Origin of the sequence: Micromonospora avicenniae, from assembly GCF_900156065.1 — a bacterium.
Lineage (GTDB): Bacteria > Actinomycetota > Actinomycetes > Mycobacteriales > Micromonosporaceae > Micromonospora > Micromonospora avicenniae.
In genome coordinates this window covers 78,200-103,733 of the sequence record NZ_FTNF01000018.1, presented here as the reverse complement: position 1 = coordinate 103,733, position 25,534 = coordinate 78,200, and the positions used below count along the sequence as shown (strand labels likewise).

At 72.3% G+C, this 25,534-nt stretch carries 15 protein-coding genes; 4 read left to right on the top strand and 11 right to left on the bottom strand.

Annotated elements, in window-relative coordinates:
- Positions 1–22 precede the first annotated feature (22 nt).
- A complete protein-coding gene (locus tag BXA10_RS23625) occupies positions 23–910 on the bottom strand; it encodes a helix-turn-helix domain-containing protein (RefSeq protein ID WP_139338105.1) in 888 nt (295 codons plus the stop codon).
- A gap of 107 nt (positions 911–1,017) precedes the next feature.
- A complete protein-coding gene (locus tag BXA10_RS23620; protein ID WP_076473011.1) occupies positions 1,018–1,257 on the bottom strand; it encodes a DUF397 domain-containing protein in 240 nt (79 codons plus the stop codon).
- 256 nt (positions 1,258–1,513) lie between these two features.
- Here BXA10_RS23620 and BXA10_RS23615 point away from each other — a divergent pair, with 256 nt between their 5' ends.
- The 3 genes from BXA10_RS23615 to BXA10_RS32605 all read left to right on the top strand — a co-directional run bounded on the left by BXA10_RS23615 (position 1,514) and on the right by BXA10_RS32605 (position 6,521).
- Complete coding sequence (locus tag BXA10_RS23615) at positions 1,514–2,161, top strand: GGDEF domain-containing protein (RefSeq protein WP_076473010.1); 648 nt, start codon at positions 1,514–1,516, stop codon at positions 2,159–2,161.
- 365 nt (positions 2,162–2,526) lie between these two features.
- A complete protein-coding gene (locus tag BXA10_RS23610) occupies positions 2,527–3,099 on the top strand; it encodes a hypothetical protein (RefSeq protein WP_139338104.1) in 573 nt (190 codons plus the stop codon).
- A complete protein-coding gene (locus BXA10_RS32605) occupies positions 3,096–6,521 on the top strand; it encodes a polysaccharide deacetylase family protein (protein ID WP_084753181.1) in 3,426 nt (1,141 codons plus the stop codon). The genes BXA10_RS23610 and BXA10_RS32605 overlap by 4 nt, the downstream gene beginning before the upstream one ends.
- 72 nt (positions 6,522–6,593) lie before the next feature.
- Here BXA10_RS32605 and BXA10_RS23600 read toward each other — a convergent pair whose 3' ends face one another.
- From BXA10_RS23600 to BXA10_RS23585, 4 genes are all read right to left on the bottom strand, one after another.
- Positions 6,594–6,833 carry a hypothetical protein gene (locus BXA10_RS23600; protein ID WP_245828404.1) on the bottom strand — a complete coding sequence of 80 codons (240 nt, stop codon included), beginning with the start codon at positions 6,831–6,833 and terminating at the stop codon, positions 6,594–6,596.
- Positions 6,834–7,042: 209 nt separating this feature from the next.
- Positions 7,043–7,516 (bottom strand): SRPBCC family protein, encoded by a 474-nt coding sequence (locus tag BXA10_RS23595; protein WP_076473006.1) that lies wholly within the window; start codon positions 7,514–7,516, stop codon positions 7,043–7,045.
- Positions 7,500–7,844, bottom strand: coding sequence for an ArsR/SmtB family transcription factor (locus tag BXA10_RS23590; protein ID WP_076473005.1), 345 nt, complete (start codon positions 7,842–7,844; stop codon positions 7,500–7,502). The genes BXA10_RS23595 and BXA10_RS23590 overlap by 17 nt, the downstream gene beginning before the upstream one ends.
- A gap of 442 nt (positions 7,845–8,286) precedes the next feature.
- On the bottom strand, positions 8,287–8,760 hold the full coding sequence (locus BXA10_RS23585; RefSeq protein WP_175649285.1) for a type II toxin-antitoxin system PemK/MazF family toxin: 474 nt from the start codon (positions 8,758–8,760) through the stop codon (positions 8,287–8,289).
- Positions 8,761–8,966: 206 nt separating this feature from the next.
- Between BXA10_RS23585 and BXA10_RS23580 the strand changes: the two genes are divergently transcribed.
- Positions 8,967–10,208 carry a serpin family protein gene (locus BXA10_RS23580; protein ID WP_076473003.1) on the top strand — a complete coding sequence of 414 codons (1,242 nt, stop codon included), beginning with the start codon at positions 8,967–8,969 and terminating at the stop codon, positions 10,206–10,208.
- 55 nt (positions 10,209–10,263) lie between these two features.
- Here BXA10_RS23580 and BXA10_RS23575 read toward each other — a convergent pair whose 3' ends face one another.
- Genes BXA10_RS23575 through BXA10_RS23555 form a run of 5 tightly spaced genes read right to left on the bottom strand, consistent with a single transcriptional unit; the run spans position 10,264 to position 25,534 of the window.
- Positions 10,264–15,783 carry a non-ribosomal peptide synthetase/MFS transporter gene (locus tag BXA10_RS23575; protein WP_076473002.1) on the bottom strand — a complete coding sequence of 1,840 codons (5,520 nt, stop codon included), beginning with the start codon at positions 15,781–15,783 and terminating at the stop codon, positions 10,264–10,266.
- Positions 15,780–18,902: a non-ribosomal peptide synthetase gene (locus BXA10_RS23570; protein ID WP_076473001.1), complete on the bottom strand. Its 3,123-nt coding sequence runs from the start codon at positions 18,900–18,902 to the stop codon at positions 15,780–15,782. Before BXA10_RS23570 ends, BXA10_RS23575 begins: the two co-directional genes overlap by 4 nt.
- A complete protein-coding gene (locus BXA10_RS23565) occupies positions 18,902–19,087 on the bottom strand; it encodes an MbtH family protein (RefSeq protein ID WP_076473000.1) in 186 nt (61 codons plus the stop codon). Before BXA10_RS23565 ends, BXA10_RS23570 begins: the two co-directional genes overlap by 1 nt.
- Positions 19,087–20,040 (bottom strand): TauD/TfdA family dioxygenase, encoded by a 954-nt coding sequence (locus BXA10_RS23560; protein ID WP_076472999.1) that lies wholly within the window; start codon positions 20,038–20,040, stop codon positions 19,087–19,089. Before BXA10_RS23560 ends, BXA10_RS23565 begins: the two co-directional genes overlap by 1 nt.
- A 28-nt stretch (positions 20,041–20,068) precedes the next feature.
- Positions 20,069–25,534 (bottom strand): type I polyketide synthase, encoded by a 5,466-nt coding sequence (locus tag BXA10_RS23555; RefSeq protein ID WP_076472998.1) that lies wholly within the window; start codon positions 25,532–25,534, stop codon positions 20,069–20,071.

Sequence of the window (25,534 nt, the reverse complement as noted above, 5' to 3'; positions counted from 1 at the left end):
ATCCGGGGCGTCCGCGCGACGGTCAGCCCGGATAGAGGTCGTCGCGCAGGCGCGTGAGCAGCTCCGGGGTACGCTCCGGCGGTTCGGCCTCGACGCAGAGCCGCTCCATGGCCAGCGCGTAATGGTCCAGGTCGTCACGCTTGTCCAGGTAGATGGCGCTGGTCAACTGCTCGATGTAGACGATGTCGGGCAGGTCCTGGTCGCCGAAGCGCAGGATGCTGAACGCTCCCCCGGCGGCGGCGTGCCCGCCAGCGGTGAACGGGATGATCTGCAACCGGATGTTCGGCGACCGGGTCGCCTCGATGAGCGCGCTCAGCTGGCCTCGCATCACCTCCGGGCCGCCGATCGGGCGGCGCAGCGCCGCCTCGTCCAGCACGGCCCACAGCTGCGGTGGATCCGCCCGGCGCAGCAGTTCCTGGCGCCGAACGCGCAGGCCCACCCGCCTGTCGATCTCATCGGGCGCCGCCGTGCCGTGCCCGAGCAGCACCACCGCCCGGGCGTACGCGGGGGTCTGCAGCAACCCGGGAACGAACTGCACCTCGTACGTGCGGATCAGCGCCGCCGCGGCCTCCAGACCGAGGTAGGACTGGAACCAGCTGGGCAGCACGTCGCCGTACCGGTGCCACCAGCCGGGGCTGTTCGCGTCCCGGGCGAGTTTGAGCAGTACCTCCCGCTCCTCGTCGTCCTTGACGCCGTAGAGGGTGAGCAGGTCGGCGACGTCGCGTTCCTTGAAGCCGACCCGGCCGAGCTCCATCCGGCTGATCTTCGACTCGGAGGCGCGGATCTCCCATCCGGCGCCCTCACGGGTGACCCCGCTGGACTCACGCAGGCGGCGCAGCTGGGCGCCGAGCAGCATGCGCAGCACGGTCGGCCCGGTCGTCGGGCCGCCGTCGGCGGGAACAATCGTCACGTGCCGACCTCCGCGTACCAGCTCGGTCGGGCACCCGGCCCGACCGACCAGTAAGCATGCCACGGACGCGCGCAGGAGGTGTACCACGCGCGCACCGGCGGTGACGGTCAGGCGATCAGATGGTCGAAGTCGCCGTCGCGGGCGCCGAGCACGAAGGCGGTGATCTCGTCGACCGTGTAGATGAGCGCGGGTCCGTCCGGGTAGCGCGAGTTGCGAATGGCCACGCCGCCACCCCCGGGCAGCTCCGCCAGCTCGACGCAGTTGCCGCTGGGGTTGCTCCGGCGGCTCTTCTGCCAGTCCAGCGGGGGGAGCTGGTCGGCGGGGACACCGTTCATCGGCTGCTGCATGAGGAGGGGTCTTTCTGTTCAGGAGCCGGCCGATGCCGTGGGGAGGAGCGGTGGCGGCGCGGAGAGAGTGTCGACATCGGACGCTGCTGCACGTGCATCTGCTATTGCATCTGCATCGGACGGCGAGCATGATAACCCACGTGAACAGTACTTATCTGTTCACGTTGAGTTACCTAACCTGGGCCGTGACCAGGGACAACGAAGGCCCGCCCGGGCATGTCGGAACCCGGGCGCTGGCGTGACGGGAGGGCTCGGGGTGCCGGATCCGGTGAGTGTGGCGTCCGGCATCTGCGCCGCGGGGGCACTGATCTCCTCGTGGCAACTGCGCCGCCGGGCGCTACAGGCCGAGGCCGAGCTGGAGCACCTGCAGGCGGAACTTGCCGCCGAGCGACACGCCGCCAGCCACGACCCGCTGACCGGCCTACCCAACCGCCGCGCCTTCTACCGGCTGGCGGCGGCGCTGCTCACCGACGCCTCCGGACGGTCGGTGGTGGCCGTCGTGCTCGACCTGGACGACTTCAAGCAGGTCAACGACCAGTACGGGCACGCGGCGGGCGACCAGGTGCTGATCAGCATGGCGGAGCGCCTGGCCGCGTTCGCCGGCGACAACCTCGTGGCCCGACTCGGTGGTGACGAGTTCGCCGGCCTGCTGGTTACTCCGACCCTCGACCGGCGCTGGATCGACCATGCCAGCCGGCGGCTCTACGAGATGCTCGCCGCGCCCATCTCGATGGGCGGCTTCACCCTGCGGGTCACGGCCTCGGTGGGCCTCGCGCCGGTCACCGGCCCGACCCAGCTACCCGAGGCACTACGCCAGGCGGACGCCTCGATGTACCGGGCGAAGAGTCTCAACTCGGGCCGGCAGGCCCGTCAGCTCGTCGACATCGGACACCTGCCTGAGTGACCCTTGCGCCCGATCGCCCACGAGCCGACCTTCCTTCAACTCAGCGGGACGGTGGAACGTGACGGCCACACCGACGACCACCTCGCATCGCGAACGCCTCGCCCGCCTTGTGTCGCCCCTTAGCGCTTCGTCCGGTCTGACCTAGTTTTTCCGCCTCATCGGGGTTTGTCCCGTTAGGCCCTATATGTTACTGATGTCTATAGATCGGACTACTTGTCACCGAATTACATGAAGATGAACATGGAAACGTTAAAGGCCGATGTATCGCGGTTCATCCTGTTGTGCGGAATATGAAATTCCACCTACGAGCTAACCCTCCACAAAAGAGGACATAGGCGGCTTTCCGGATCCCTAGCGTCGTCCGGGTGGTCGTTCCCAATCCCGCTGGCAACTCGCCCACGATCCCCGATCAAACCGCCGCTTCCCGCACTCCGGTGCCCGTCTTCGTCGACGCCACCGGACGACGGGCGCGCCTGATGCGCTGGTGTGGGCTGCTCCTGGCGGCCGGCAGCCTCGTGTACGTGCCGATCGTCGGGATCGCCGTCCTGACTGGACCCTCGGTGCCCCGCGTCGCGCCACTTCCGGGCGACGAGACCGGCATGGAGATCGGTGACCAACCGCCAGAGCAGGGCGGCCCGCTGGTTCCGCACGTGGTGGCAGCCGACGACGAGCTGGCGGGCGCCGCCCCCACGCCGCCCAACAAGACACGGCCCCGGCCGTCCCTCATGCCCGAACCGGAGCCACGACCTGACGAGCAGGTCCCGGCCCTGCCACCGTCGAGGTCCGACGAGGAGCCCTCCCCGCCGCCCCCCTCGACTGCGGCGCCCACTCCGCCGTCACCGTCCGGCGCGACGCCGAGCCCGTCCACCCAGGTTCCCTCGCCCCAGCTACCGCCGACCGCGCCCGGCCTCCTCTATGCGGCAGGGAGGGGCCGATGACCGTGACGATGAGGCGTCCCACGTCCTCGCCGCCGCGGCGGCGACGTCGGGTCCGGCTCGCGCCGCGCACGAGCTGGGTGGTCTCCGGGGCCCTGGTCACCGTCCTGGTCAGCCTGCTGCTGGTCGAGGCGTACGCGAACTCCGAGTTCACCCCGGACCACGTTCGGGAGACGGGCGACCAGGGCACGGTGCCAGCCGAGATCATCTCGGGCGGGCCGGTGATCGACACCACCGGAGGTCAGGCGCGTTCCTACCGTATGCCGCCGCGCACCATCGCCCTCACCTTCGACGACGGCCCGGATCCGGTGTGGACACCCCGAATCCTCGACGTGCTGCGACGGCACGGGGCGAAGGCGACCTTCTTCGTGGTGGGCAGCCAGGTGGCACGCCATCCCGACCTGGTCGCCCGAATCACCGCCGAGGGCCACGAACTGGGGGTGCACACCTTCAGCCACCCGGACGCGACAGTGCTACCCGGTTGGCAACGGCGACTCGAGTACACCCAGACCCAGATGGCGATCATGAACGCCGCGGGCGTCCGGACGAACCTGCTGCGCTTCCCGTACTCGTCACGGGCCGACGCCGTGGACGACGAGGCGTGGGCGGCCATCCAGCAGGCCGGCCGGCTCGGCTACCTCACGGCCGTGAACGACACCGACAGTCAGGACTGGGCCAGGCCCGGAGTGGACGCGATCATGCGGAACATGACCCCGCCGGACGGGCAGGGCGCCGTCGTGCTGATGCACGACGCGGGCGGCGATCGCGCGCAGACGGTCGCCGCGCTCGACCGGTTCATCCCCGCGATGCTGGGGCGAGGCTACGACTTCGTCACCGTCGGACACGGCGTCAACGCGACCCGGGACGAGACCGACGAGGACGGCGTGGCCGCGGTTCCCGCGAACCGGCCGGTGTCAGAGGCCACACGCTGGCGGTCCGGGTCGGTCGTCACGGCGGTGCAGGTCGCCGACCTGTTCATCGCCACGCTCCGGGTGCTGTTCGTGGTGGTCGGGCTCCTGATGCTGGCCCGTACGCTGCTGCTGCTCGTCCTGGCGCCCCGGCTGGCCTGGCGCCGCCGGCGTGGCTACTGGGGGCCGCCGGTCACCGAGCCCGTCTCGATAATCGTGCCGGCCTACAACGAACAGGCCGGCATCGTCGCGAGCGTCCGGTCACTGGCCCACGGCGACCATCGCGGGATCGAGGTCGTCGTCGTCGACGACGGCTCCACCGACGGCACCGCCGACCTGGTGGAGGCGCTCGGACTGCGCAACGTGCGAGTGATCCGCAAGCCCAACGGCGGCAAGCCGAGCGCGCTCAACACCGGTATCGCCCACGCCAGCCACGAGATCATCGTGATGGTCGACGGCGACACGGTGTTCGAGCGGGACTCCGTACGCCGGCTGGTGCAGCCGTTCGCCGACCCGTCGGTGGGTGCCGTCGCCGGGAACGTCAAGGTGGCCAACCGGCGAGGCCCGCTCGGGTGGTGGCAGCACATCGAGTACGTCATCGGCTTCAACCTCGACCGCCGGCTGTACGAGACGCTCGGCTGCATGCCGACCGTGCCGGGGGCCATCGGGGCGTTCCGTCGCCGGGTGCTGCTCACCGCGGGCGGCATGAGTGACGACACCCTCGCCGAGGACACCGACATCACGATGGCCGTTCTCCGGGCCGGCTGGCGTGTGGTGTACGAGAAGCGGGCCCGGGCGTGGACCGAGGCGCCCGCCTCCCTGACGCAGTTGTGGCGGCAACGGTACCGCTGGAGCTACGGCACCATGCAGGCGATGTGGAAGCACCGCCGGGCGGCGCTCGACAACGGCCCGTCCGGCCGGTTCGGCCGCCTCGGTCTGCCGATGCTCGCCCTGTTCGGTGTGGCGCTGCCACTGCTCGGTCCGGTACTGGACGTGATGGCCCTGTACGGACTGTTCTTTCTCGGCGCCACCGAGACCGCCGTGGCGTGGCTGCTGATGCTGGCCGTGCAAGCGGTCACCGCGCTTGTCGCTTTCCGCCTCGACCGTGAGCGCCTACTGCCACTGCTGGCGCTCCCCCTGCAGCAGTTCGCGTACCGGCAGTTGATGTACCTGGTCCTGCTCCGGTCGATGATCACCGCGCTGACCGGTGCCCGGCTTCGATGGCGGAAACTGAAGCGTGCCGGTGACCCGCCGACCGGTCGCTCCGGAGACGTGGTGGGCGGAACCGTGGTGAACGCCGGCGTGATGAACGGAACCGTGATGAACGGAAGCGTGGTGGACGGAAGCGTGGTGGACGGAAGTGTGATGGACGAGCGCCAGGTGCAGCCGGAGGCGACCGGTCGGAGCGCCGGGCCAGTCGGTGCCGGAGCAGGCCGGGACCGCTGGTTCGACACACTCCGCGCGCTGGCCCTGACCCGGGTGATCGTCTATCACATGTGGGGCTACGCCTGGTTGAGCTTCGCGTTTCCCGCCATGGGTGTGATGTTCGCGCTCGGCGGCTCGCTGATGGCCCGCTCCCTGGACCGTACGTCGGTTCAGGCGGTCAACGGCCGGCTCCGGCGGCTGTTGCCGGCGTTGTGGATGCTGGGCGCGGTGCTCGTGCCGTTGATGGTCTGGCAGGGCTGGTCCGACCGGCCGGCGTGGCCCGGGCTGTTGACGTGGCTGGTGCCGATCGCCCAGCCTGCGGGCAGCGCCTGGGCGCAGGACGTCACCGGGGTGCTGTGGTACCTGGTCACGTATCTCTGGCTCGTCCTGCTCTCGCCCGTGCTGCTCGGCCTCTACCGCCGCTGGCCGTTGCCGACCGTGCTGCTGCCTCTCGCCGCCGTCGTGCTGCTGCAGACCACGTCACCACCGCTCAGCGGCAACGTCCACTCGGTCGTCGTCGACCTGGCCACCTTCGGCGCCTGCTGGCTCGTCGGCTTCGCTCATCGCGACGGCGCGTTGCACCGCGTTCCATTGCCGGCGCTGATTCTGGTGGCGACCGTGTGCCTGGGGATCGGAGCCGCGTGGACGATGACGAACCCGGCGGGTGGCTTCGACCTGAACGACATCCCGCCCGCGCAGGCGTTCTACTCGCTGGGTTTCGTACTCCTGCTGCTCCGGGCACGCCCCCCGATGGCGTGGCTGGCCCGAGCGCGGCCACTGGACCAGTTGGTCACCTGGCTCAACAGCCGGGCTCTGACCATCTACCTCTGGCACAACGCGGCGATCGCGGTCTGCTTCGTCGTCGGCGACCGGCTCGACGCCTGGCGGCTCGGGCGGGCCGGATACCTGGCGGTGGCGCTTCTACTGCTCTTCGTCGTCGTGCTGCTGGTCGGCTGGGTCGAGGACGTGAGCGCTCGACGGCGTCCCCGGCTGGTCGGTTGGCCGACCCGCACCCCCGCGGCGACCACGCACGCCATACGCGCGTCGGTCCCCGCCACAGCGCGGCAGGTCCGGGCGAGCATCTGGACCTGACCACGGGTCACAGCAGGAAGGAGGTGCATGCGGAACGGGCTCCGGCTGCTACGCCGGGGCCCGTCTCGCCGGTCAGAAGGGGCGCCGCGGCCGGGGAAGCCAGCCGGTGAAGCGCTGCTGCAGTACGTCCACAGGAACGCGGCGCAGCTCCGCGGACGCTGCGGCGAGACACGCCGCCAGATAGACACCGAGCGCCGCCCGATCGCGGCCGTACTCCTCCAACAGCCGGCTCCGCTTCGTGGAGCAGGGCCAGTCCGTACCACAGGTCGAGCAGATCCAGTCCGGCGTGACCGGCAGATGATCGTCAGGCAAGGCTGGGTGTGGACGTGCGCCACCGTTCATCGCGGCATTCCTCTCCGTCTCCGACGGCGATCCTGTCGCCGTCCCCGTGCGGTGCGGAATCCGGAACTGCTCCCCAGTGGCGTAATGAAAGGCGCTCGCGACCTGGCTAGCGTTACGAACACATCCTACGAAGACGGTTCGGGTACGGCGGGGCACCCCGTCGGATACCCCGCCGTACGTCAGGCCAGGCCGGCCAGGTGCCGATCCAGAGCGGCGTACGACTCGGCCGCGCCCTGCGTCATCCCGGTGTCGAGCATGCCGTCGCGCTCCTGCTTCGTGCCGAACCGGCTGGTGCCGGTGACGACGGTGCGGCCGTCCTGCTCGGTGAAGACGAGGGTCTCCACCACCACGTGCCCGGGCATGCCCTCGTACTCGAAGGTCTGCACGATGCGCTCCGGCACCACGATCTCCCGGAACTCGCCCCGGAACGCGTAGGAGTTGCCATCCTTGGCGTGCTCGACGAACCGGTACCGGCCGCCCACCCGGAAGTCGATCTCGACGTCGAGCGGGTTGCCCCGCCCCCACCAGTGCTTCAGGTGCTCCGCCTGCGTGTGTGCGGCGAACACCAGGTCGCGTGGCGCGTCGAAGGCACGGGTGAGGGTGATCTCCTGGTCCGACGGCAGGTCGATCGCGAGGTCACTGAGCTGGCTCATCGTCTTTCCCCTTCAGTTCGTTGAGGTACTCGTCCAACGTGTCGTAACGGTCTTCCCAGAACCTTCGGTACTGGTCGACCCACTCGGCGAGGGTGCGCAACGGGGCCGGCTCCAGCCGGCACCGCCGCCACTGCGCCTCCCGGGTACGGACGATCAGACCGGCCCGCTCCAGCACGTTGAGGTGCTTGGAGATGGCCTGGACGCTCATCGGGAACGGCGCCGCCAGCTCGTTGACCGTCGCCTCGCCGGCCGCCAGCCGGGCGAGGATCGCCCGGCGGGTCGGGTCCGCGAGGGCGGCGAACACGGTGCTGACCTGATCTGCTGTCATCGCCTTCTCTAAACCAGCTGGTTGATAAACCGATAGGTTGAATATACGCCGCACGTACGCCTGGTCAAGCGGAATCGCGCATTCACGGGTGGGGGGTTCCGGGCGGCGAGGGGGCCGGACACCCCGGTCGGCCTCGGTCGGGCCGAGCCGCGAAGCCGCCTGACGCCCGCGCACCACGACTGCGCCAGGAGGGCGTTCCGGCGCCATCCCCACGTGGGGTTGATACCGCACAGTCATCAAAATGACTCTGCGGTATCAACCTCACTGCGATGCGCCTGCCGGCCAGGTGGGCCAAGGAGTCGATGCCGACGCCGCGGCGCGGGGTGTACGAGTGCCGTTCCCCGGAGGAGGTGTTCGACCTGCGCCCGGCAAACCGCACGAGGACCGCGCCGAATCGTCGATGCCCAGTCGGAGGTGACCGGTCGGAGATGACCGGTCGGGATCAGCGCCAGCCGTAGCCGGCGCGCAGCGCCCTGCCGATCTTCTCGAAGCGGGCCCGGTCCAGGATCGCGCCCTCACGACGGATGCTGTCCTCGCGCATGGTCAGCACCCGATCCAGCCGGATCCAGCTGGGCCGCTTGTCCCGGTCCCAGTCGCCCGGGCCGAGCGCGAGCCAGTGCCGCTGCCCGTCCCGGGCGCTCTGGCTGGACAGCATCAGCCCGAACAGGGTGCGGCTCTTGCGGCCGACCACCAGCACCGGGCGGTCCTTGCCCTGGCGCGGGTCGTCCTCGTACGGCACCCAGGTCCACACGATCTCGCCCGGGTCAGCCTGCCCGTCCAGCTCCGGGGCGTACGACAGTTCGCGACGCTGCAGGGCGGCGACGTGACGCCGGCGCGCGACCTGAGCCGGCGTGGGCTCCCCACGTCGCTGGCGGGGAACCATCGCTCCACCGGCCCGGCTGATGCGTGCCGCCATGTTTCTCAACAGACCTGCCACGGCCCGGAAGCCTATCCACAACGCCTCCCGCGAGCCCAACCAGGGAACCGTCGGCAGCCGCGGCCGCAGAAGCGCTACTGCCGCCGGAGCGCCCGTACCCGCTGCCCGCTCCGGTGGCAGAGGTCGTCGGCGCCGACCCGGAGTGACGGGCTGACGCGAGGGCGGCCGGCGGGCACAGTGGAGCGATGATGGTTTCCACCGGGCCCGTGGCCCGATACGCGGAACGGATGCACCACCTGATCGGCTCCGGGCACCACATCGCCTCCCCGCTCGGCGCGTGGCTGCTGCTCGCCCTGGTCGGCCCGGCCGCCACCGGCCGGACGCGTACGGAGTTGGAGGAGGTGCTCGGCGCCGACGCCGACCGGGCCGCCGCGACGGCGCGGACACTGCTGGACGCGCCGCACCCGCTGGTCGCCTCGGCCAGCGCGCTGTGGGAGCGCACAGCGACCGACGCCCTGGCCGAGTGGCGGGCCGCGCTGCCGAAGAGCACCGAGACGGGGCCGCTGCCCGAGCAGGCGGCCCTGGATGCGTGGGCGCGGGAGCGCACCATGGGCATGATCGAGAAGTTCCCGCTCACGGTCGAGCCGGACACGCTCCTGGTCATGGCCACCGCACTGGCCACCCGGATCACGTGGGCCAGCCCGTTCCAGGTGGCGTCGGCCGACGCGCTCGGACCGGGCAGCACCTGGGCGGGCGAGCTGCGCCGGGTGCTGCGCACCCCGTGGCACGGCCACACCTGCTGGATCGCCGGCACCGCCCGGGCCGGCGACGTGGCCGTGCACGCCGCGCAGGCGAAGCCGGAGACCGTCGACGGCCGCGCGGCAGGCCTACTGGTCGTCTCGGTCGCCGCGCTGCCGGAGGTGCCCGCGTCCGACGTGCTCGCCGCCGCACACGAGGTGGCGATCAACGCGACGACGTTCCCCGGGAGGGGACGCCGTTCCCTCTACGACCTACCGCTGGGTGAGACCCCGCTCTGGACACTTCGTGAAGAGCAGACCCGGGCGTTCGGACGTGAGGAGCGGCTCAGCGCGGTGCTCCCCTGCTGGACGGCGGAGAGCCGGCACGACCTGACCACGAAGGGGCTCGGGTTCGACCGGGCAGTGGGCGCCCTCGGCGAGCTGATGGGTGCCCCTGGCCTGGGCTACGAGGCAGCTCAGGCCGCGACGGCCCGCTACGGTCGGTACGGCTTCGAGGCAGCCGCGGTGACCGCGCTCGCCGCAGTCACCGGCCTGCCGCCGGAAGCCGTCGTGCGCGTCGCCGACCTGCGTTTCGGCCATCCGTACGCCGTCGTTGCCGTCGCCACCGACACCCGCGACGGTCTACCGGCGGGGCCGTGGCACGGCGTGCCGGTCTACTCGGCGTGGGTCGCTCGGCCGGAGGAACTGCCCGAGGCGGACCTGGCCGATCGGCCCGACCTGCTGTCGTGACCGATCGGCGGGGCGGCGGTGGGGGCCTCCGGTCGCGACGGGAGGCCCCCACCGCTCACGCCGCTACCAGCGCCTTCTCCTCCCGCTCGGCAGCGCGGGCGGCGATGCGCCGCTCCCGCTCCTGTGCACCGACCAGGTCGTCCGGCAACGAGTCCTCGACCTCGAGGTCGAAGCGACGCAGCAGCCGGATCGCGAAGCCACCGAGGGTGATCAGCACCAGGGCCGCGCCGAAGCAGACGTACGCGAAAGCGATCCCCCGGCCCGGTCCGGTACCGATCACCGCGCCCACCGACCCGGCCAACGCGCCACCGGGGGCGAGCATCGGCTCGAACAGGCCGGTGGCCGCCGGGGCGAGCAGTGCGAACCCGATCGGCAGGGTCGACCAGGAGATGGTCTGGTTCAGGCTGAACACCCGGCCGTGGAAGCGCTGCGGCACCTTGACCTGCACGATGGTGGCGTAGATGGACTGCGCCGTGGTCATCGCCGTGGCCAGCCAGAACACGCCGACGCAGATCATCACCAGCGAGGCGTCCAGGCCGATCAGGACGCAGCCGATCGCGGTGCCGAGGTTGGCGATGAGCACGCCGATCATCCGCCGGCGCCGAGGGCCGCCCCAGAGCGACATCAGCACGCCACCGGCCACCGCGCCGAGCGCCTCGGCGAGCGCCACCTGCGCCACCTGGGTCGCGGTGCCGAACGACAGCACCAGCGGCGTGATGAGCACCAGCGCCGGGGCCAGGAAGATGTTCCCGAGCGCGAAGTAGCCGAGCATCAGCCGGAACCCGCGGTGCTGCCAGGAGTAACGCAACCCGTTGGCGATCGCCACGAGCAGCCGTTCCCTCGGCCGCCAGCCCAGCGCGTTCGGGAAGCGAACCAGCGCCAGGGTGAGTACGGCCAGCACGTAGCTGGCCACGTCGAGCAGCACGATGCCCTTCAGCTCGATGGCGGCCAGCAGACCGGCGGCGAACACCGGCATGAGCAGCATGGCGAAGCCGTTGGAGAGCTGCGTGATGCCCATCGCGTGCCCGAGGTAGCGCTTCGGCACGAGCTGCGGCACAGCCGACTGGAACGCGATCCGCTGGAACGACCCGGCCACCTGGCTCAACGCCACGAGACCGTAGATGTGCCACAGCGCCAGGCTGTCCGTCCAGAGCAGCGCGGCGAGCACCACCTGCACGCAGCCGGCGCTGCTGCTGGCGATCATCATGATCTTCCGCCGGCTCACCCGGTCGGTGATCGCCCCCGCGATCGGCAGCATCAACACGCCGCAGAGCAGTGCCAGCGCCCAGAGCAGGCCCAGGTCGGCCACCGATCCGGTCCGGTTGAACAGCCAGATCGGCAGCGCGAACGCGGTCAGCGCCGACCCGGTGGTGGAGACGAGCTGCCCGGCGGTGACCGCGACGAAGCGGGCCATGCTCGGCTTCACCGTGTCGCGTCCGGGCTGCTCCTCGACGCCGACGGCCAGCGTGTCGTGGACCGCCCAGCTCGCGTCCTCGCCCCGCGCCTCTCGGCTGAGTTCGGCGACGGTCCCCTCGCCGACGGCGCGGTGCGTGCGGGTGACGATCTCCGCCAGCTCGTCCGCCCGGTACTTGAGGAAGAAGTGCCCGGCCTGGTCGAGCACCACCAGCGCCAGCGTGTCGCTGAGGAACTGCCACTCGGCGTACCGCTCGGTGTAGTAGTCGGTGACCGGGTCCTCGGAGCCGACCACCGAGACGATCGGAGTACGCAACTTCGTCACCCGACGGTCGAGCAGACCGGTGAAGTACTCCTCCGAGGCACGGGAGTCGGCCCGCATGTTGCTGATGATCCGGTCGGCCTGCTCCGGATCCAGCTCGTCGGTGTCCACCCCCATCGACTTCAGCCAGCTCGCGTAGTGCCGGTTGCTGCGCAGCGCCTCCAGCCGGGTCCGGACCGCCGCGAAGAGGCCCTTCGGGCGGGCGAACGGGAACATCGCGCCGATGTAGAGCGCCTCCAGCTCACGGCCGGTCGCCTCCACCTTGCGCGCCACCTCGGTCACGATCGCGCTGCCGACGCCGCAGTGGCCGTAGAGCACGATCGGGCCCTCGATGCGTTCGAGGATCTCCTCGGCCACCCGCGTGGTCAGCTCGTCGAAGGGCACCGCGTCCTCGGTGAGCCCGACGTCGTGCCCCGGGATGGCCAGCGACCAGAGCGCGTGCCCGGCCGGCAGGGCGTCCGCGAGGGGCTGGTAGACGATCGCGCTACCGCCGCCGTACGGCACGCAGACGTACGACACGACGCGCTTGCTCGCCGGGATCGGCTTGGTCAGCTCGTAGAGCAGCCGGCGTGGCCCCTCCTCGCCGGTCGCGCCGGACATGAAGGCGGCCAGTTCCCGGATGGTGCGCTGCTGGAACAGGTCCATCACGCCGACCGGCCGGCCGCCGTGCTCTGCCTTGCGGATCTTCGCGACCACCTGGGTGGCGAGCATGGAGTGCCCGCCGAGGTCGAAGAAGTCGTCGTCGATGCCGAGCGTCGGAACGCCGAGCACCTCCGACCAGATCGCCGCGAGCAGTCGCTCGGTGTCGTCGCGCGGCTCCACCAGCGCCACCGACGCCTCGCGGGTCACCACCGGCGCGGGCAGCGCCCGGCGGTCCAGCTTGCCGTTGGGGCTTAGCGGCAGCGCGTCGAGAGTCACGAACGCGGCGGGCACCATGTACTCCGGCAGCGTCTCCTTCAGCGCTGCCTTCACCTCACCGTGCTCAGCCGTCCCCACCAGGTAGGCGGTCAGCCGCTTGTCGCCGGGGGTGTCCTCCCGGACGATCACCGCGGCCTCGGTCACTCCGGGCCGCTCGCGCAGCGCGCTCTCGATCTCGCCCAGCTCGATCCGCAGACCGCGCAGCTTGACCTGGTGGTCGACGCGACCGAGGAACTCGATGACCCCGTCCGGGCGGTCCTTGCCGCCCGCGCCGGGCGCGAGCCGCCAGCGCGCCAGGTCACCGGTGCGGTACAGCCGGGCGCCCGGCTCACCGGAGAACGGGTCCGGCACGAACCGCTCAGCGGTCAGCGCCGGCCGGCGGTGGTAGCCGCGGGCCAGCCCCACACCGCCGATGTGCAGCTCACCGGCGACCCCGACCGGGCACTCGTTGCCGGCCGCGTCGAGCACGTGCAGCCGCATGTTGGCGATCGGCGCGCCGATCGGCACGCTGGTCAGACCGGCCAGCAGCGCCGGGTCGCAGTGCCAGGAGCTGACGTCGATCGCCGCCTCGGTCGGGCCGTACAGGTTGTGCAGGCCGCACCAGGGCAGCCGGGCGGTGAAGTCGGTGGCGGTGGTCAGCGGCAGCTCCTCGCCGGAGCAGATCACCCGACGCAGCGCGGCCGCCGCCTCGACGCCCTCCTCGGCCAGGAAGACCGTCAGCATCGACGGTACGAAGTGGGTGGTGGTCACCGCCTCGGCGATCAGCAGGTCCCGCAGGTAACCGGCGTCCTTGTGCCCGCCGGGCTTCGCCAGCACCAACCGGGCGCCCTCACGCAGCGGCCAGAAGAACTCCCACACCGACACGTCGAAGCTCGCCGGCGTCTTCTGCAGCACCGCGTCGTCCGGGCCGATCCGGTACGTCTGCTGCATCCAGTCCAGCCGGTTGACGATGCCCCGGTGGGTGTTCGGAACCCCCTTCGGGCGGCCGGTCGAGCCCGACGTGTAGATGACGTACGCGAGGTGCTCGGGGCCGCTCGCCGGGGCCGGATCGGTCGTCGGCTGGTCCGCCCAGGTCCGCTCGTCGTCGAGGACGAGCACGGTGGCGCCGGTCTCCGGCAGCACGCCACGCAGATGCTCCTGGACCAGCACCAGCGGCGCGGCCGCGTCGGTGACCATGAACGCCAGCCGGTCGGCCGGATACTCCGGGTCCAGCGGCAGGTAGGCCCCGCCGGCCTTCAGCACGCCGAGCAGGCCGGCGACGAGCTCCACCGAGCGCTCCGCGCAGACCCCGACCAGGGTCTCCGGGCCCACACCGGCCGCGCGCAGCCGGTGCGCGACCCGGTTGGCGGCGGCGTTCAGCTCGGCGTACGTCACCGAACGGCCCTCGAACCGGAGTGCCACCGCGTCCGGCGTACGGGCGGCGCGCTCCTCGATCGGAGCGTGCAGGGTCTGCTCACGCGGGAAGTCGGCGGCGGTGTCGTTCCAGACCGACAGCAGCTCCCGCTCGACCGGGGCGAGCAGGTCCAGCGCGGAGACCGGGGTGTCCGGCGCGGCCACCACGGCCCGCAGGAGCGTGCCGAACCGGTCGGCCATCCGCTGCACGGTCTCCCGGGCGAACAGGTCGGTGTTGAACACCAACTTGCCCCAGAGCCCGTCGACGGTCTCCACGGCGTGCAGCTCGATGTCGAACCGGGTGGCCCGCAGCTCCATCGGCGTCCAGGTGAACGTCACGGTGCTGTCGCCGGGGACCTTGGCGTACCGGCCGATGTCGTAGTTCTGCAGCACGAACATGGCCTGGAACACCGGCGACCGGCTGACGTCGCGCGGCAGTCCCAGCTCGTGCACCACCTTCGCGAACGGCACCTCGCCGTGCTCCAGCGCGTCGAGGACGCTGTGCCGGGTCCGCTCCAGCAGTTCGCCGAAGGTGGGCTCGCCGGCCAACTCGGCGCGCAGCGGCAGCATGTTGATGAACATGCCGACCACGTTCTCCAGCTCCGGGACGGAGCGGCCGGCGACCGAGGCGCCGACCACGAAGTCCTCCTGGCCGGCGTGGCGAGCCAGGAGGACTTGGTACGCCGCGAGCAGCGTCATGAACAGCGTGCCGCCGTAGGAGTGGGTGAGCGCGTACAGGCCGTCCCGGGTTGCTCCGTCGAGGGTGAACTCGACGAAGTCACCACGGTAGGTCTGGGTGGCCGGGCGCGGCAGGTCCAGCGGCAGCTCCAGCGGGGTGACCCCGGCGAGGCGCTGCCGCCACCACTGGAGGTGGCCCTGCGCCGCCGGCCCGGCCAGCTCCTGCGCCTCCCAGACGGCGAAGTCGCCGTACTGGACGGGCAGGGCGGGCGGCTCGGCCCCCCGGTACAGGGTGACCAGGTCACGTAGCAGCAGGTCCACCGACCAGCCGTCACCGACGATGTGGTGTTTGCCGAGGAAGAGCACGTGCTCCTCGGGTGCCAGCCGGATCAGCAGGGCACGCAGCAGCGGACCGTGCGCCAGGTCGAACGGTTCGACCGAGGCCGCCTCCACCAGCTCCTGCGCCGCCGTCGCGTCGGCCGCGTCCACGACGGTGAGCGGCACCTCGACGGTCTCCTCGATCACGACGGTCGGCCGGCCGTCGGCGTCCGCCGGGAAACGGGTACGCAGCGACTCGTGCCGCCGGGTCAGGCCGTCGAGCGCCGCGCGCAGTGCCGGCACGTCCAGCGGGCCGCGTACCCGCAACGGCACCGCGATGTGGTAGGCGGCCTCACCCGGGGCGAGCTGGTCCATGAACCAGACCCGCTCCTGAGCGTACGAGAGCGGCACCTCCACGTCGGGCGGACGCACGGTGATCCGCGCCGCGGGAGCGGCGGACTGCCGCCGCCGCAACCGCTGCGCGATGAGCGCCTGCCGGGCGGGGTCCCGCGCCGGATCCTTCAGGTCGGTCATGAGGGCTTGTCCTTCTCCGCCGCCAGCAGCGCGGCGACCTCGGTCTCGGAGAGCCCGTCGAGCTCGGCGGCGATCCGCTGCTCGATCAGGGCGGCCAGGTCGGCCACCACCGGGCTGGTGAACAGCGCCCGCATCGGCAGGTCCACGTCCACCTCGGCGCGGATGCGGGCCATCGCCCGCATGCCGCGAAGGCTGTTGCCGCCGAGGACGAAGAAGTCGTCCAACGCGCCGACCTTGTCCTCATGGAGGATCTCGGCGTAGATCTCGGCGACCAGCGCCTCGGCCTCCGTGCGCGGGGCGACGTAGCCACCGGCGGTGGGGGTGGCCTGCGGCGCGGGGAGCGCCGCCACGTCGAGCTTGCCGTTCGGGGTGAGGGGCAGCGCGTCCACCGCGACGAAGGCGGCCGGCACCAGGTGCGCGGGCAACTCCTGGGCGAGGTCCACGGCGAGGGTCGCCGGGTCGGCGGTGCCGACCAGGTAGCCGACCAGCTCCGGCTCGCCGGAGTCGGTGCGCACCACCACCGCCGCCTCCCGCACGTCCGGCCGGGCGAGCAGCGTCGACTCGATCTCACCGAGCTCGATCCGCATGCCCCGGATCTTCACCTGGTCGTCGCGGCGGCCGAGATACTCCAGCGTCCCGTCGGGCCGCCAGCGGGCCAGGTCCCCGGTGCGGTACATCCGCTGCCCCGGCGCCCCGTACGGGCAGGGCAGGAAGCGCTCCGCGGTGCGGCCCGGCCGGCGCAGGTAGCCGCGGGCCAGCTGGTCACCGGCGACGTACAGCTCTCCGACCACCCCCGGCGGCACCGGGTTGAGCGCCGCGTCGAGCAGGTACGCGCGGGTGTTCCAGGTGGGACGTCCGATCGGCACCGGACCGGCGGGCACCGGCTCCCCCGGCGCGATCCCGGCCGCGACGCAGCCGACGGTCGCCTCGGTCGGGCCGTACTCGTTGATCACCGCGACGTCCGCGTGGCCCTCCCGCCACCGCGCCAGCTGCTCTCCGGTGAGCGCCTCGCCGCCGATCACCAGGTCACTGGTGGGCGACAGCTCGGGCTCCAGCAGCGGCAGGTGGCTCGGGGTGACCTTGAGGAACGTCGGGCGGCCGCCGGTGCGGGCGGCGGCGGCGTCGAACGCGGCCAGCCGCACCGTGCCGCCGGCGGTGAGCGTGCCGAGCAGGCCGGTGACGGTCAGGTCGAACGAGACCGGCGAGTGCAGCAACGCCGTGCCGGCCAGCCCGGGGTAGGTGTGCCGGGCCCAGGCCAGGTACGCGGTCACCGCCCGGTGCTCCACCACCACTCCCTTCGGCCGCCCCGTCGAACCAGAGGTGTGGAGCACGTACGCCGGGTGCTCCGGGCGCAGCGCGGCGAGCCGGTCGGCGTCGGTGAGGTCTCCGTCGGCCAGTTCGGCGCCGGTGCCCGCGTCGAGCACGAGCGCCCCGGCCGGCACCAGCCCGGCGGTCTCCGCGGTGGTCAGCACCAGCACCGGCTCGGCATCCTCGAGCAGGTACGCGATCCGGCCGGCCGGGTAGCCGGTGTCCACCGGGACGTACGCGGCCCCGGACTTGAGCACCGCGAGGATGGCCACCACCAGCTCCGCCGAACGGGGCAGCGCCAGCGCCACCCGGCTCTCGGGGCCGGCGCCGCGGCTGACCAGCAGTCGAGCGAGCCGGTTTGCCCGGGCGTTCAGCTCGGCGTACGACAGCGCGACGTCCTCGTGGACCAGCGCGGTGGCGTCCGGGGTGGCCGCCGCCTGCCGCTGCAGCTCCGCCACCACCGTGGACGCCGGCAGCTCGTGCGCGGTGTCGTTCCAGGTGACCAGCACCCGTTCCCGTTCGGTGTCGTCGAGCAGCGGCAGCGCCGAGACCCGCTGCTGCGGGTCGGCGACGGCCGCGTCGAGCAGGCGGACGTAGCGGGCGACGACGGCTTCCGCGGTGGCCCGGTCGAACAGCGCGGTGCGGTAGACCAGCCGGCTGGTCTCCGCGGTGATGTCGAAGGCCAGGTCGTCCTTGGTGGTGCCCAGCGCCACCGCGTCCAGCCCGGAGTCCGGGATGAAGTTCAGCGCGGTCTGGAAGATCGGCTGCACCGACGGGTCCCGCTGCGGCGCGACCGCCTCGACGAGCCGCTGGAACGGGGTCTGCCCGTGTTCCAGCGCGTCGACCAGGCCGTCGCGCACCCGGACGAGCAGGTCACCGAACGTCGGGTCGCCGGTCAGGTCGCACCGCAGCGCCACCGGGTTGACGAACATGCCGATCAGCGACGTCAGCTCGGTGCTGTCCCGGCCGGCGGTGGAGACGCCGACCACCAGGTCCTCCTCGCCGGCGGTCCGGGACAACAGCGCGGCGAACGCGGCCAGCAGCACCATGTACGGCGTGGCTGCCCTGGCGGCGCCGAGTGCCGTCGCCCGCTCGAGCAGCCCTTCGGGCAGGTCGAAGCGGACCTCGTCGCCGGCGAAGCCGAGCTGGGCCGGGCGGGAGCGGTCCAACGGCAGCCCGGTCGCGGCGGGCGCCCCGGCCAGACGCTCGCGCCAGAACGTGAGCTGCCGCTCCAGCTCCGCGCCGGTGAGCTGCTCGCGCTGCCAGACCGCGAAGTCGGCGTACTGGATGGGCAGCTCGGGCACCTCGGCGGGCGCGCCGGTCAGCGCGGCCCGACTGAACGCGGCCAGTTCCGCGGCGAAGAGCACCGACGAGTGGCTGTCGAAGACCGCGTGGTGCACCACGAACAGCAGCGTCACCCGGTCGTCGGCGAGCCGGTGCAGCCGGGCCCGCCACAGCGGCGGGGCGTCCAGCGGGATCGGCGTACGGGCGAGTTCGGTCAGCTCGGCGTCGTACCGCCGCTCCTGCTCGGCGCCGCTCAGCCCGCGAAGGTCGACCACGGGCAGCTCGAAACGCTCCGCCGCGCGGACCACCTGCACCAGTGTGCCGTCGTCGACCCGCAGGTGGGTGCGGAGCGTCTCGTGCCGGGCCACGACCTGGTTGAGCACGTCGGTGGCCTGCTCCGGCGTCACCCCCGCGGGGAAGACCCACGGGTTGGAGATGTTGTAGACCGGCGAGGCCGCGTCGAGCTGGTTGGCGATCCAGATCCGCTCCTGGGCGTACGACGCCGGGAAGCTCCACTCCTGAGCCATTACACCGTCTCCCGCACGCTGCGCGGACGCATGTCGGTCCACACGCTGTCGATGTGCGCCAGGCACTCCTCGCGGCTGCCGGTGAACCCGGCCTCGTGCCAGCCCGCGGGCAGTTCCCGGTCGCTCGACCAGATCGAGTACTGCTCCTCGTCGTTGCGGACGACGAGGAATCGGGGTTCGGCCATCAGATCGCTCCAGTGCTCTCGGGGGTGTGCGGCTCGGCCATCGCGACGGCGATCTTGCGGGGGCCGGTGAACGGCTCACGACCGTGCGCCGCGGTCATGTTGTCCACCACCAGCACGTCGTCGCGCTGGTAGTCGAAGCGGACGCTCGCGGCCCGGTACGCGGCCCGCAGGTGGTCCATGACGTCGGCGGGGATCTCACCGCCGTCGCCGTAGTAGGTGTTCGACGGCAGGTCCTCGGCGCCGAACATGTCGAGCAGCCCCTCCTGGTAGTCCTTCGGAAGGGTGCTGAGGTGGAAGAACGTCGCGTGGTTGAACCAGCGCGGGATGTCCGAGCCGGGACGGTGGTGCACGACGTCGCGTACCGCCCGGGTACGCAGCCCGCCCTTGCCCCGCCACTCCAGCCGGATCCGGTTGGCCGCCGCGTACGCCTCGACCTCGGCCCGGTCGTCGGTGCCGAACACGTGCTGCCACGGAGTCCCGAAGTCCTCGTGGAAGTTGCGCACCAGCATCCACCGGCGCCGGACGAACTCCTCCCGTACCTGCGGGTCGATCTCCTGGTACACCCGCCGTACGTCGGCCAGGGGCGTCGCGCCCTGCGTCTCGGGTGCGGTGATGCAGTAGAAGAACAGCGTCAGCGGCCAGCGGGCCTGGTACGAGTTCTCGTTGTGCAGGAAGATCTCCTCGTCCGGCGGGTAGTCGGTCGAGGTGTAGACCCGGCCCTTGATGGCGTGCCGGGGCGACGAACGCTCCGTGTAGGTCAGCGGCTCCCCGGACAGGGCACGGACCACCTGGTCGAACCCGTCCACCCCACCCACGTCGAAGCCACGGAACAGCAGCCCGCCGTGCTCGACCAGGGCGGCGCGCAGCTCCACCCGACGGTCGGTGATGAGATCGGTGAGAGATCGGCCGTCGTTCTCGACGACCACCGGCAGTGTGGCGATCGTGTCGCTCATGAGTCTCTCCAACTTCTGTTCTGGGTGGTCAGGCGCGCGGCAGTCGCGGGATGGCGGGAATGGCCGCCGGGGCCGGCGGTTCGTCGGTCGTGGGGGCGGCGGCGCGCAGCTCCTCGATCCGGGCGGCCAGGCCGGCCACGGTGGGCGTCTCGAAGAGGCTGCGCATGGGCAGCCGGACGCCGGTGGCCTTGCGCATCGCCGCGATCAGCTGCACCGCCACCAGCGAGTTGCCGCCGAGGTGGAAGAAGTCGTCGTCGACCCCCACCTCGGTCACACCGAGGGCGTCCCGCCACACCCGGGCGATGGCGATCTCCAGCTCGGTGCTCGGCGCGGCCGATCCCCCGCCGGACACCACTGGCGCGGCCGCGGCCTCCGGCCCGTCCTCGATGCTCTCCGTGGTGACCCGACCGGCGCGCTCGCGGATGGCGGCGACCGTCCGGGTGGCGATGACCACCTGTGCTCCGAGCCCGGCGGTGAGGCTCCGGCGGAATGCCTCCGCCCCGTCCACCGGCCGGATGTCCTCGCTCGGCCCGGCCGGCGCCTCCTCGGCCGGCGCGGTCGCGGCCAGTCCGCCGGTGACCGCTCCCTGGTCGACCCGGCGCAACACGAAGTCGCTGATCGCGACCAGTTCGCGGCCCGCCTCGTCGCGCAGGGTCAGGTCGGCGGCGACCACCTCGTCGGTGGCGCCGGCCCGGTGCCGCAGGTGGCTGGTGAAGCGCACCGGCAGCGGCCCGCGCACCACGATCCGCCCGTACGACATCGGCAGGTAGGTGCCGGAGCCCTGGCCGCGGCCGAACGCGGTGGCCACGTCGAGCAGGGCCGGGTGCAGACCCCACGAGGCCAGGTCGCCGGCCGCCTCGGCGGGCGCCTCGACGCGTGCCAGCTCCTCGCCCTCACCGAGGTGGTGCTCCCGCAGCGCCTTCCATCGTGGACCGAAGGTCAGCATGCTCGTACGGCCGCGGCCGAACGAGGCGTCGTCGTCGACGCGGCGGCCCGGGACGGTCACCCGCCGGGCCGGCGAGGCCGGCTCGGTGGTCCAGCCGGCCGTACCTCGCACGTGCGTCCGCAGCCGCCCGCCGGCGAGGCTGCGCACCGTGAAGTCCAGGCCGTCCTCGGCGGCGGTGAACTCGACCCGGTACTGCGCGATCGTGCCGTCCGGCACGGCGAACGGTTCCAGGAAGACCACGTCGCGCAGCTCGACCACCGCATCCGCGGCGGGGGCGGGCACCGCCGCGGCCACCGCCGCGCGCACCGACTCCAGGTGCGCGGTGCCCGGCACCACCGGAACCCCGCCGATACGGTGCTCGTCGAGCATCCAGTGGGTGCTCGCCGAGACGAGCCCGTGCAGCACGGTCCCCTCCGGCCCGGTGACCCGGGTGGTGAGCACCGGGTGGTCGACGGTGCTGGTCACCGTGTCCCGTCCGGCGGCGCGGAAGCCCGCGGGCACGTCGGTTTCGACGGCCATGCCGACCTCGGCCCAGCCGCCCCAGTTCTGCGACAGCACCGGCGCCCGCCAGCCCTGCCCGGCGCGGGCGTGCGCGTCGAGGAAGGCGTTGGCGGCGCAGTAGTCGACCTGCCCGAACCCACCGATCACCGCGGTGATCGACGAGCAGAGCGCCACGAAGTCCAGCGGCAGGTCACCGAAGACCTGCGCCAGCGCGAGGGTGCCGGCGAGCTTCGGCGCGAGCACCCGTTCCGCCTCGCTCCGCTCCTTGACCTCGGCCATGCCGCCGCCGGGCAGGCCGGCCGCGTGCACGATGCCGTCGATCCCGCCGTACGCCTCCTCGGCCGCGGCCCGCACCCGGCGCAGGTCGTCGGGGTCGGTGACGTCGGCGGCGAGCACCAGCACCTGGGCGCCGGCCGCCTCCATCCGGCGGATCGCCGCGATCGCCCGGCCGGCCCGGTCGTCGCTGCCGTGCACGGCGAGGTGGTCGTCCCACTGCTTCCGAGGCGGCAGCCCGGAGCGGGCCAGCAGCACCAGCCGGGCCCGCGCCCGCCGGGCGAAGTCCTCGGCGAGCGTGATGCCGATGCCACCCAGACCACCCGTGATCACGTACCGGCCGCCGTCGCGCAGCGCGCCCGGCTCACCCTCGGCGTCGAGGGTGACCTGCTCGTAGTCGGCCACCCAGCGGCGAGCCCCCCGCAGCGCCAGCTCCGCCCGCGCCGGATCACGGGGGCGGCGCAACTCGGCCACGAGGGCGCGCCCGCCGTCGTCGGCCGGGTCGGCGTCGATCAGCCGCACGGCGAGCCCGGGCAGCTCGGCCGGGAGTACCCGGGCCAGTCCGGCGAGGGTGGCGTGCTCCGGCCGGACCAGGTCGTCGCCGCGTACGTCGCCGACGCCGGCGGTGACCAGGTCCAGCGTGCGCGTGTCCTCCTCGGTGGTCAGCCCCGCGCCGGCGAGCGCCTGCACCAGGTGCAGCGCGCTGAAGAAGCCCCGCTCCTGCGCGGCCCAGGTCGCCGTGATGTCGGTGCCGGTCGGCGCACCGCCCAACGTGAACGCGTGCACGATCCGGGCTGGTACGCCGTCGGCGGTCAGCGCGGCGACCAGCGCGTCGTAGTCCTCCCGCGATCCGGGGCGCAGCCGGTAACCGGTCGGCGTGGCGGCGAAGTCGTCGCCGGGGCGTACCTCGATCGGGTCGGCGCCTCCGGCCCGCAGCCCGGCGAGCAGCGCCTCGCCGCGCGGCCCGTCGACGAGGACCAGGCAGCGACCCAACGGCTCGGTGCGCGGCTGCGGGGCGGCCTGCCGCCAGACCGGCACGGCGAACCACTCCGGCAGCGGCCGCGGCCCGGTCTCCACCGTGGCCGCCGCCTGCTGCTCCGGGTCCGGGTCGACCCAGTAGCGACGCCGCTGGAACGGGTAGGTGGGCAGCGGCACCCGCCGCGCCTGCGGATCGGCCCCGAGTCGCACCGGCGTGCCGGCGCACCAGAGCACGGCGGCGGCGCCGAGCAGGGTGGCCAGGTCGCCGGTGGAGTCGCCGGGGCCGGGGAGGCTGCCCAGCGGGGTGAGCTTGCGCTGTTCGGCGGAGGCCTTGGCGACCTGCATCCGGGCCAGGTTGGCCAGCTGCGTTCCGGGACCGCACTCGACGAGCTGCCAGGTGCCCTCGCCGAGCAGGGTGGCCACGCAGTCGCCGAAGCGCACCGGCCGGCGCAGGTGCGACGCCCAGTACGCCGGGTCGGTGGCCTGTTCGTCGGTGATCCAGGTGCCGGTGACGTTGGACAGGAACGGGACCGTGGGCGGACGCAGGGTCACCGACGCCATCAGGGCGGTGAACTCGCCCAGGATCGGCTCCATCATCGGCGAGTGGAAGGCGTGCGAGGTGCGCAGCAGCTTGCTCCTGCCCTTGAGCGTCTCGGCGAACGCGGCGACCGCCTCGGTCTCGCCGGCCACCACGCAGGTGCCGGGGCCGTTGACCGTGGCGACGGCCAGCCCCTCGGGCAGGCGCTCGGCGACCGCCGACTCGTCCAGCGCGACGGCGAGCATCGAGCCGGCCGGGAGGGACTGCATCAGCCGGCCGCGGGCGGCCACCACCCGCAGCGCGTCGGGGAGGCTGAGCACGCCGGCCACGGTCGCGGCCACGTACTCGCCGATGGAGTGCCCGATCATCGCGGCCGGCTTCACCCCGGCGTCCTGCCAAAGGCGGGCCAGGGCGTACTCGACCACGAAGAGGGCGGGTTGGGTGTAGCGGGTCTGCGTCAGCTTCTCGCCGGAATCCGGCTCCCGGCCCAGGATCAGGTCCCGGATGTCCAGCCCCAACTCGGGGTGCAGCAGTTCGGCGCACTCGTCGACGACCGCGGCGAAGCCGGGCTCCTCGGCGTAGAGCTGCGCGCCCATGCCGGCGTACTGGGCGCCCTGACCGGAGAACAGGAAGCCCACCCGAGGGGGTGGACCGTCGGTCACACCGCGCTGCAGGCGCCGCGAATCGCCGAGGGCGGCCACCGCGCCGGGCAGGTCGACGGCCACCACCGCCGCCCGGTGCGGGTACTCCCGCCGGCCCACCCGCAGCGTGTGCGCCACGTCGGCGAGGTACTCCGGGCCGGCGTCGGCCGCTTCACCGAGGCGCTCCGCAAGCCGCCGCACCGCGCTCTCCAACGCGGTGGCGGTCTGCGCCGAGACGTGCAGCAACTGCGCCGCACGCACCCGCCGGGCGCTCCGGTACGCCGCCGGCGCCTGCTCCAGCACCACGTGGGCATTCGTGCCACCGATCCCGAACGAGCTGACGCCGGCCCGACGCGGACCACCGTCGGTGTCCCACTTGGTGAGCGTGTTCGCCACGTAGAACGGGGTGTCGGCGAAGTCGATGGCCGGGTTCGGGGTCTCGTAGTTGATCGTCGGCGGGATCAGGCCGTGCTCCATCGCGAGCACCGTCTTGATGACGCTCACGATGCCGGAGGGCTGGCTGAGGTGGCCGATGTTGGACTTCACCGAGCCGATGCCGCACCAGCCCCGGTCGTCGGTCTCGCTGCCGTACACCGCGGAGAGCGCGGCCACCTCGATCGGGTCCCCCATGGCGGTGCCGGTGCCGTGCGCCTCGATGTAGCTGACGGTGCGCGGGTCGACGCGAGCCATCGCGACCGCCTGGGCGACCGCCTCCATCTGCCCGTCGACGCTCGGCGCGGTGAAACCGACCTTGCCGGCGCCGTCGTTGTTGATCGCATTGCCGAGCACCACCGCGCGGATCGGGTCACCGTCGGCGATCGCGTCGGAGAGGCGCTTGAGCAGTGTGACGCCGACGCCGCTGCCCCACACGGTGCCGTTCGCGCCGGCCTCGAACGGCCGGCACCGCCCGTCGGGCGAGGTGAAGCCGTCCATGCCGAGGTAGCCGACGTGCGGCAGCTCGACGTTCACCCCGCCCGCGAGCGCCATGTCGCACTCACCGTTGCGCAGGGCCTCGCAGGCCAGGTGGAACGCGACGAGCGACGTCGAGCAGGCGGTGTGGACGGTGAGGCTCGGGCCGCGCAGGTCCAGCCGGTACGACACGGTGGTCGCCACGTAGTTCGGCGAGTTGCCGGCGGCGATGGAGACCGCGCTGTGCGGGTTGCCTCCGACCCGCTTGTTGCGCAGCACGTAGCGGTGCAGGTACGTGTTGCCGCCGGTGCCCGCGTACACGCCGACCGCGCCGTCGTAGCGGGACGGGTCGTAGCCGGCGTCCTCCAGCGCCGTATGGCAGGACTCCAGGAAGAGCCGGTGCTGGGGGTCGGTCATCGCCGCCTCCCGTTCGGTCATCCCGAACAGCGCGGCGTCGAACTCGTCGTACCCGTCGATGAGCGGGGCCCGGTTGACCCAGCCCGGATCGTCCACCTCCTCGACGGTGGCGCCCCGGGCCAGCTGCTCCTCGCGGCTGAGTTCGGTGACCGACTCCACCCCGTCGACCAGGTTGCGCCAGAACTCGTTCACGTCCGCCGCGCCGGGCAGGCGGGCGGCCATCCCGACGATCGCGATCGGCTCGATGCCGTCGCCGTCGCCGGACCTGTCGATTGCGGTCGGAACGTCCAT